Genomic DNA, 7,715 nt, shown 5'->3' with positions numbered 1-7,715 from the left:
TATCGTATCCTCTGACCTGATGGCTTCCAATGCAGCCTTTGCTTTAAAATTCCCTGGATATTGCTTTCTCATTCTGTTTCCTTTATAATGGAGTCAATATCACAGAAAAAGCAGCTTAACCATCAGTTCAAATTTCGGGGTCCATTATAAATCAAGCTATCTGGTGTGACCCGGAATGTCATAAGTAGTACAGGAACCGCTCGAACATGATCTTGTCTGAGAGCTTAACGAAGTATTCCCCCCTGAACCGGCACCCATGCTGAAATTTGTTGCACTTATTACCCTTTCGAATTCATCACTGCTGCATTTTGGGCATTTAAGCTGGGCCTCTTCATCTTTATTCATCAGTATTAATTCAAAAAATTCATCACATTTCAGACATTTAAATTCATATATGGGCATATTGTACTCCTTATTGTTTTTAATATATTTTAAAAGCAAAGGCTAAGCTAAGCTATTAAAAGTCTTTAAAGAAATCTATTATATTTATTACCACTATTAAACCATTGTCAAGCTTCACTCTTGTTTACAAAAGCGGATCTTTATAGCTTGGAACTCATTTTTTATCTGCTTTCAACTATTAAGGTAACAGGCCCATCATTGACAAGATGTACGTCCATCATTGCACGAAACTGCCCGGTTTTAACCTTGATATTGCCGGATTTCACTCTTGCCGTAAAATATTCATAAAGTTGGTTTGCTTTTTCAGGTTCGGCAGCGTTTATAAATGAAGGACGTCTTCCTTTGCGACAGTCGCCAAGAAGAGTAAACTGCGAAACCACAAGCATTTCCCCTTTTGTATCAAGAAGTGATCTGTTCATTTTGCCTTGTCCGTCTTCAAAAATTCTTAAATTTAATATTTTATCTGCAAGAAAATCCGCATCATGTATTGTATCTTCTTTTGCTATTCCAAGAAGGACAAGAAGACCTGCACCTATCCTGCTTATTGTCGTGCCTGCAACATATACCGAGCTTTCTTTTACTCTCTGTATAACAGCCCGCATATCAAGTTTTTTCCCTTCGTAAAAAAATTCCGGCTCATCATAGTTTATGTTGCGATATAATATAAAAATAAAATAAGCGCTGATTCAAGTTTTGTTATTTTGATAATTTGCAAACTCGAATCAGCGCTTATCGGGGAGACTGTTATATAGTTAAAAAAATCAAGCCATTTCAACTATTTTGTCAACCAGCTTTTCTATGCCTTTTGCTACATCCTTTATCCCTGGTCCAAGCATATAAGCAGGAACGGTAACGATCTTGTGTTTTTCATCCACAGCGATTTGATCCACTGTACATACAATATGGTTTGTTCCTGTGGCTTTTATAGAGCTGATAGTTGCTTTATCATTGCCTATGGTTACGGTAATGCCATGGTCTTTTAACGCCATACCCAATGTGGCAGGTGCTATGCATAATGCCCCGATCGGTTTTCCGGCTGCTTTGGTTTCTGAAATCAGCCGCAGTACTTCAGCATTTACAGAACCTTCCGGACCTTTTGCTGCAAATTCACTCAAATTTTTTACCGCTCCAACACCTCCCGGAATAATAAGGGCATCTATATCAACAGCACTAACATCCTTTAAGTTTTTTATATCACCTCTTGCAATCCTGGCTGATTCAACCAGTACATTACGGTTTTCTTTCATTTCTTTCCGGGTCAGATGATTTATTACATGCACCTGAGAAATATCCGGGGCCATACAAACTGCCGCCGCCCCTTTTTGATCAATATATAACAGAGTCAAGACTGCCTCATGAATTTCCGAGCCGTCAAAAACTCCGCAACCGGATAAAAGCACGCCTATTCGTTTTTTCCCCATCTTTTGCCTCCACAGTAAAATGCTACTATGTTATAAGATGCGACTCAACCAGTTCGGCTATATCAAATATTTTTGGTTCATCTGTGAATTTTTTCAACCCGTCCGTCAACATCATAAGGCAGAAAGGACAGGCGGTAGCAATTTTTTGAGCCTTTGTTTCCTCAGCCTCACCAGCCCTTGCCTGGTTAATTCTTGTCCCGGTTTCCTCAGCCCAGTAATTTCCGCCGCCGCCGCAGCAGCAAAAGCTTGCCTTTTTGTTTCTTGGCATTTCGATAAGCTCACCTATGGTTGATATGACATTTCGCGGTTCATCTATTATGCCGTTATGTCTTCCAAGATAACATGGGTCATGATAACAGATAGTTTCTCCTGTTTTTGAAAGATTTAATTTTCCTGAAGAAATCAGATCGAAAATAAATTTTGCATGGGGTATTACATCATAATTGCCACCTAACTGTGGGTAATGGTGTGTAAAGCTGTTGTAACAATGTGGGCATAACGTTATGATTTTGTTTATTTCCATTTCGGAAAAATCCATAATATTCATCTGGGCTGTTTCGGTAAAAAGAAGTTCATCCCCCATTTGCTTTGCAGGATCTCCTGTGCAGCGTGGTTCTTCAAGAATACCGAAATTTACATTTGCCGCCATCAGAATATTTACCATGGCTCTTGCAATTTTCTGGGCACGTTCTTCGTAAGCAACAGAGCACCCTATCCATAACAGATATTCGGTTTCACCGGGTATAAAAACCGGAACATCCATTCCTTCTATAGCTCAACACGTTCCATCTCTCTCCATTGATCTTTTGGAGTTGATAGCAGTTTTTCCGCATTAGCAAAAAGGTTTTCTTTAAGCGATAAAATGATCTCCCGGGGTGAAAGCACCTTTCCGGTGCTGTTTGCCGGGCATTGGTCAGAAGCATCCATTCCAGCGTATGTATAATCACCTTTTGGCACCCTGAATTGCGAAAATTGCAAAATACTTTGCTTTATAGTAATCCATAAACGCTCACCAACCCTGTCATATCTGTTTTCAGGTTTTCCAAGCTTGAGAAGTTTTATAAGGTATGTAACTCGATAAATAAAATACGCTACTGCTATGGTCAGAATGATTGCCACTATCCAAGGTTTCATGAAAATTTCTCCTTCGTTATTACTATATATCTAAGATTTCAGAACATCTGTGATAAGCCGGATCGACCATTTCAGCTTTTTGCTCTAACATCTAAGCAAAGGATATGTCAATAGAAATGACACCCTGAAGCAGGATAACTGAGTTTGTACAGTATTCGGGGTCTTTGCATAACTTCTGATGCTATACAGTTTTGGGGTGCAGGAGCGCATGAGAATCGAAGGGATTTTTTGGCATAGTTTCTGTTGATCGCAAGATTAAATTATGATAGGAAGCTGCAAAAAAAACATACATACCTGTCGAATGAACTGATAATTAGAAGATAAAGATTCAGCAGCGGAGAAAAAAATGACTTCTGAAGGAGATATAGTACTTATACATTTTGAAGGAAAGCCGCTTGCGTTTGCAAGAATTGAAGAAATTCTGCCGAATTCCAAACCATCATGGTATCATGTTAAACTGCTGATGCTGCAAGTGCCTGTCCATACCATAAAATGGATACTGAGAGATTCTTACATAAATGGCGCTGAATTTACCATGAACGGAAAGAAGATAAGAATCGAACAAGTTGTATGCCCAGATGACCAAAAGGATGAAAAGGACCAAAAAACCTCTCAAGTCCAAAACAATGACACAGAAGGTTCTGAAAAAACAAAGTCATTGGAAAATGCTAAGGTCATTCATTTTGCAGATATCAAGAAAAAGTAAAAGAGCTATTCTCAATAATTTTTAAAAGCTTCGAGGCCTTGATTTCCATTTCGTCAGCTTCCTGTTCGCTTTTTTCATGGTCGTATCCGAAAAGGTGGAGAATACCGTGTATCAATAGCTCGGCAAACCTTTTATCAAATCCGGTTCCCAAAGAATTTCCTTCTCTTTGAGTTGTTTCAGCCGATATGACAACATCTCCGAGAAGGTCATGCTCAATTTCAGGGAAATTAACATCACGCAAAGGAAAGGAAATTACATTTGCGGGTCCTTTCCTTTGTAAATATTTTTCATTTAATCCGGTAATTCCATCATCATCCTCAATAAGTATAGACAGTTCTCCTTTAGGACAATCCAAGGCGTTTAAGATGGCCTGAGCCGCTTTCCTTACTTGTATTTTCCTGATCCTGAGTTTGTTTTGGCTGTTGTTTATCAGTACTCCCATTTTTCCCTTTTCCAATGCCTGAAACTGTTGTTTCGGGATATTCAATGCGGTGATGATGGATTCCATTTAAAATCGTATTGAAACTTTTCGCAATATTATGCAAATCTTTTAGTGTCAATTCACAATTGTCAAGCTGCCCGTCTGAAAAAACATTGTTCATCAAATTCTGAACAAGCCCCTGAATTCTTGCCGGTGTTGGATTTTCAAGGGTTCTTGAAGCCGATTCGGTAACATCGGCAAGCATAACAAGACCTGCTTCCTTTGTTTGGGGTTTTGGGCCCGGATATCTGAAATCGCTGATTTTGACCGTGCTCTCTCCTTTTTGCTGTTTTGCCTTGTCATAAAAAAAGCGGATAAGACTTGTGCCGTGATGCTGGCTGATTGTGTCTGCAATTTCTTTTCCCAGATTATATTTTTTTGCCATCTCGATTCCATCCTTTACATGAGCAACAAGTATAAGGCTGGACATGGAAGGTGAAAGCTTATCATGCTTGTTAATACCGTCCGACTGGTTTTCAATGAAATACTGTGGTTTGTTTAATTTCCCGATATCATGATAATAACCACAAACTTTGGCAAGCAGGGGATTTGCCCCGATTTCCGATGCGGCAGCTTCCACCATTGAGCCTACAATAACGGAATGATGATATGTTCCGGGTGCTTCGATCATAAGTCTTCTTAAAACAGGTTGATCAAGGCTTGCAAGTTCTAAAAGTTTTATGTCAGTTGAAAAGTTAAAAGTTACCTCTACAAGAGGAGTAAGCCCGGCGGTCGCAACACCTGTCACCATACCCCCTAAAAATGCAAAAACCCCATTCCACATCATTGTTATCCATGAAAACTCGGCATTATAAATAGTTATTATTGTGGTGAGTAATATGTTGAAAAGACCAAGTTTTAAACCGGATTTAATGAAAACCTTGCGTTCTCTGCAGTTTTGCATCCAATAAGCTGCCATTATTCCGCTTAATAGAAAGAAAACCAGTATTTCAAAACGGTTTTGAAATACCATTGCAGTGCAAACGGCTATAATAACAGCACAGGCAACGGCTGTTTCCAGGCTCAAAAAAAGGCATATGAGCATTGCTCCCGAAGTTACCGGAATACTTAATTGAACAGATGTAGCTCTGATAGAAAAAAGCTCATTCATGGTAAGCGATCTGGATAGAAATGAAGATACTTCAGCCAGCAGAAATGACATAACGACCACGCTTGCAAGAAAAAGAAGTTTCTTGTTATGGTCGCCTATCATATCCTTATCATTTTTTATATTGATAATATATGTTATCACAAGCAGACATAGCATAATCATGGAAGCGCCGATGATGGCTGCCGAAATACGCTTGTATCTGACCTGGTCCATCAGAGCTTTCAATTTTATAAGCTGAACTTCAGAAACTTTTTCTCCTTCACGTAAAAGCATTTCGCCCGCTTTCACTCTATACAGGACTGAGGCCATTTCAGCCACGGCACTTTTTATTCTTTCCTCAGTTTCATTTCTGTTCAAAGTTATATTCGGTTGAATTAACTGCATGACAAAATATGTAACCAAATCCCGTTTTCCCAAAGGCAGATCTTTCAGTAAAGGTTTGCCTACTGTTTTTACTTTGCTTTTCGCATCTTCGATACCATATAACGAGTTAAATTCATAGGTTATAATCTCATCTTTTGTTTCTATATTTCTTAGTATTATTCCCTTATCAATTTCTTTAAGCAAAGAATCCTTGTCAGCAACCACACCGTTATCCAGGATTTTAGATAAAATTCCTATTACAGCATTTTCAATATCTTCAGAAAAATTATGCTTTTCAAGTATAATGAAAATACTTTGGGGAACGGGAAAGCCGATTTTTCTTTCAAATTCTTTTTTTATTTTTAAAGATCTTTCCGAAAGAGGCTCCTGCTGGGTATCTGTTGCCAAATTCAAAGAATTGAATTTTCCCGATGTCAAATCGTTTCTTATTTCTCTGTAGGCGGTATGAACCTGCTGTATTAATTTGGCAGAAAGGGCGGAATCAAAATCGTATACTACCGGGACATTACCTGCCGCCATTTTTCTGTTCTTTTCAGTGGCCTCTTTGTCTACAACCAAAAAATCACCCGGTGCTTTTATATCTCTATCGGCAATATCCCCTAAACGGTATGTTCTGGTGATCGGCATAAAGTCGATGTAAAGTGTAGTAATATAAATAATAATAATACATGACAGTATCCACCACCTGATATTTTTGTTAGAATTAAATGAATCAATTATATATTTTTTTATTTTATTCAGTTTCATAATTTACCATAGGCCGCGGCCTATTATACATCACCCCTTTGTATTATTACGGGCAACCACACCTTAATCCTGTAATTTTATTTTATTTGTCATACCGGCTTTTTCAGGTATGGCGATTTGAGGACTTATCACAAGACTTTTAATAATGTTTTAAGAATTATTTGTGACTTTTCGTTTTTTTTCTTCCAGCTGTTCATATGCTTCAATAATGTCTTGTACAAGCTTATGTCTTACAACATCCGATTTTGAAAAGAAGGTAAATTTAATTCCTTTGATATTCTGCAAAATATCCTTGGATTCAATAAGGCCGGATGTTTTACCCTGAGGCAGATCGATCTGGGTTATATCACCTGTAATTACTGCTTTTGAGCTGAATCCTATACGGGTAAGAAACATTTTCATCTGCTCAGAAGTAGTATTCTGGGCCTCATCAAGTATGATAAACGAGTCGTTTAATGTCCTTCCCCGCATAAATGCGAGCGGAGCAACTTCGATTACACCTTTTTCCATAAGATTTGAAACCTTTTCAAATCTCATCATATCATGAAGAGCATCATAAAGAGGCCTCAGATAAGGATCAACTTTTTCGGCAAGATCTCCGGGTAAAAAACCAAGCGCTTCCCCTGCTTCAACCGCGGGACGTGTAAGTATAATCCTGTTCACCAGACCTTTCGAAAGAGCCGAAACAGCCATTGCCATAGCCAGATAAGTCTTGCCGGTTCCTGCCGGTCCCACGCCGAATACTATATCATAATTGCGCATGGCATCTATATATTCTTTTTGTGCCATGCTTTTAGGAGTTATTGAATGTTTCTTAGCCGTTATATATATTGTATCAAGAAAAATATCTTTAAGTTTAATGCTGTCGTCTTTTGAAAGAAGTCTTAGGGCATAATCAAAATCATTCGGATAAACAGGATAATTTTCCTTAAGCAAATCATATAATTGTGTTAACAAATTCTTAACAAGATCAGATGCAATTTTATCCCCATCTATGGAAACGGTGTTTCCCCTTGCATGTATTTTTATACCAACGTCATCCGCCATTTTCTGAAGATTAGTGTTATTCTCACCAAAAAGCTGTTTTGCAAGATTTATATTGGAAAAAGTAAGTTTAGTAGGATTTTCTTCTATATCAATTTTCATATATTAAATTAAAAAGTACCTTTCTATCTGATATCATAATAAATATCTAAAGTTTCACTGTTTTTGAAGCCGTTCAAACATGGTTTTAAAATTTTGCGATATTTTTTCACAAAACATAAAAAGATGGCATGTAAAATGCATTGCAATTTATATACCAAGTATTTCAAGCACTTACGTCAACTT

At 37.9% G+C, this 7,715-nt stretch carries 9 protein-coding genes; 1 reads left to right on the top strand and 8 read right to left on the bottom strand.

The features are described 5' to 3' along the window. Positions 1-156: 156 nt before the first annotated feature. From VXK47_RS02410 to VXK47_RS02390, 5 genes are all read right to left on the bottom strand, one after another. Positions 157-402, bottom strand: a complete 246-nt coding sequence (locus tag VXK47_RS02410) for an FmdB family zinc ribbon protein (RefSeq protein WP_435547179.1) — start codon at positions 400-402, stop codon at positions 157-159. Between the two features lie 161 nt (positions 403-563). Further along, positions 564-1,004, bottom strand: a complete 441-nt coding sequence (gene dtd, locus VXK47_RS02405) for a D-aminoacyl-tRNA deacylase (RefSeq protein ID WP_435547178.1) — start codon at positions 1,002-1,004, stop codon at positions 564-566. 159 nt (positions 1,005-1,163) lie between these two features. Continuing rightward, positions 1,164-1,823 carry an isoprenoid biosynthesis glyoxalase ElbB gene (gene elbB / locus VXK47_RS02400; protein ID WP_435547177.1) on the bottom strand — a complete coding sequence of 220 codons (660 nt, stop codon included), beginning with the start codon at positions 1,821-1,823 and terminating at the stop codon, positions 1,164-1,166. Between the two features lie 25 nt (positions 1,824-1,848). Further along, positions 1,849-2,586: a (Fe-S)-binding protein gene (locus VXK47_RS02395; protein WP_435547176.1), complete on the bottom strand. Its 738-nt coding sequence runs from the start codon at positions 2,584-2,586 to the stop codon at positions 1,849-1,851. A 5-nt stretch (positions 2,587-2,591) separates the two neighbouring features. Continuing rightward, positions 2,592-2,957 carry a hypothetical protein gene (locus tag VXK47_RS02390; protein WP_435547175.1) on the bottom strand — a complete coding sequence of 122 codons (366 nt, stop codon included), beginning with the start codon at positions 2,955-2,957 and terminating at the stop codon, positions 2,592-2,594. Between the two features lie 346 nt (positions 2,958-3,303). Between VXK47_RS02390 and VXK47_RS02385 the strand changes: the two genes are divergently transcribed. Further along, positions 3,304-3,663 (top strand): hypothetical protein, encoded by a 360-nt coding sequence (locus VXK47_RS02385; protein WP_435547174.1) that lies wholly within the window; start codon positions 3,304-3,306, stop codon positions 3,661-3,663. On the opposite strand, the gene ybeY is transcribed toward VXK47_RS02385, so the two are convergent. From ybeY to VXK47_RS02370, 3 genes are all read right to left on the bottom strand, one after another. Continuing rightward, on the bottom strand, positions 3,650-4,105 hold the full coding sequence (gene ybeY, locus VXK47_RS02380) for an rRNA maturation RNase YbeY (RefSeq protein WP_435547173.1): 456 nt from the start codon (positions 4,103-4,105) through the stop codon (positions 3,650-3,652). The two genes, VXK47_RS02385 and ybeY, sit on opposite strands and share 14 nt — an antisense overlap. After that, complete coding sequence (locus VXK47_RS02375; RefSeq protein ID WP_435547172.1) at positions 4,005-6,386, bottom strand: HD family phosphohydrolase; 2,382 nt, start codon at positions 6,384-6,386, stop codon at positions 4,005-4,007. Before VXK47_RS02375 ends, ybeY begins: the two co-directional genes overlap by 101 nt. A 150-nt stretch (positions 6,387-6,536) precedes the next feature. Continuing rightward, positions 6,537-7,532, bottom strand: coding sequence for a PhoH family protein (locus VXK47_RS02370; RefSeq protein ID WP_435547171.1), 996 nt, complete (start codon positions 7,530-7,532; stop codon positions 6,537-6,539). Positions 7,533-7,715: the final 183 nt, after the last annotated feature.

Origin of the sequence: Desulfobacterium sp. N47, from assembly GCF_051233685.1 — a bacterium.
Lineage (GTDB): Bacteria > Desulfobacterota > Desulfobacteria > Desulfobacterales > RPRI01 > RPRI01.
This window is presented reverse-complemented; position numbering and strand designations above follow the sequence as displayed.

What these genes read in the sequence shown, in the direction of transcription:
- VXK47_RS02410 (WP_435547179.1), bottom strand. Translation starts at nt 402, where the DNA reads ATGCCCATATATGAATTTAAATGTCTGAAATGTGATGAATTTTTTGAA.
- dtd (WP_435547178.1), bottom strand. Translation starts at nt 1,004, where the DNA reads ATGCGGGCTGTTATACAGAGAGTAAAAGAAAGCTCGGTATATGTTGCA.
- elbB (WP_435547177.1), bottom strand. Translation starts at nt 1,823, where the DNA reads ATGGGGAAAAAACGAATAGGCGTGCTTTTATCCGGTTGCGGAGTTTTT.
- VXK47_RS02395 (WP_435547176.1), bottom strand. Translation starts at nt 2,586, where the DNA reads ATGGATGTTCCGGTTTTTATACCCGGTGAAACCGAATATCTGTTATGG.
- VXK47_RS02390 (WP_435547175.1), bottom strand. Translation starts at nt 2,957, where the DNA reads ATGAAACCTTGGATAGTGGCAATCATTCTGACCATAGCAGTAGCGTAT.
- VXK47_RS02385 (WP_435547174.1), top strand. Translation starts at nt 3,304, where the DNA reads ATGACTTCTGAAGGAGATATAGTACTTATACATTTTGAAGGAAAGCCG.
- ybeY (WP_435547173.1), bottom strand. Translation starts at nt 4,105, where the DNA reads ATGGGAGTACTGATAAACAACAGCCAAAACAAACTCAGGATCAGGAAA.
- VXK47_RS02375 (WP_435547172.1), bottom strand. Translation starts at nt 6,386, where the DNA reads ATGAAACTGAATAAAATAAAAAAATATATAATTGATTCATTTAATTCT.
- VXK47_RS02370 (WP_435547171.1), bottom strand. Translation starts at nt 7,532, where the DNA reads ATGAAAATTGATATAGAAGAAAATCCTACTAAACTTACTTTTTCCAAT.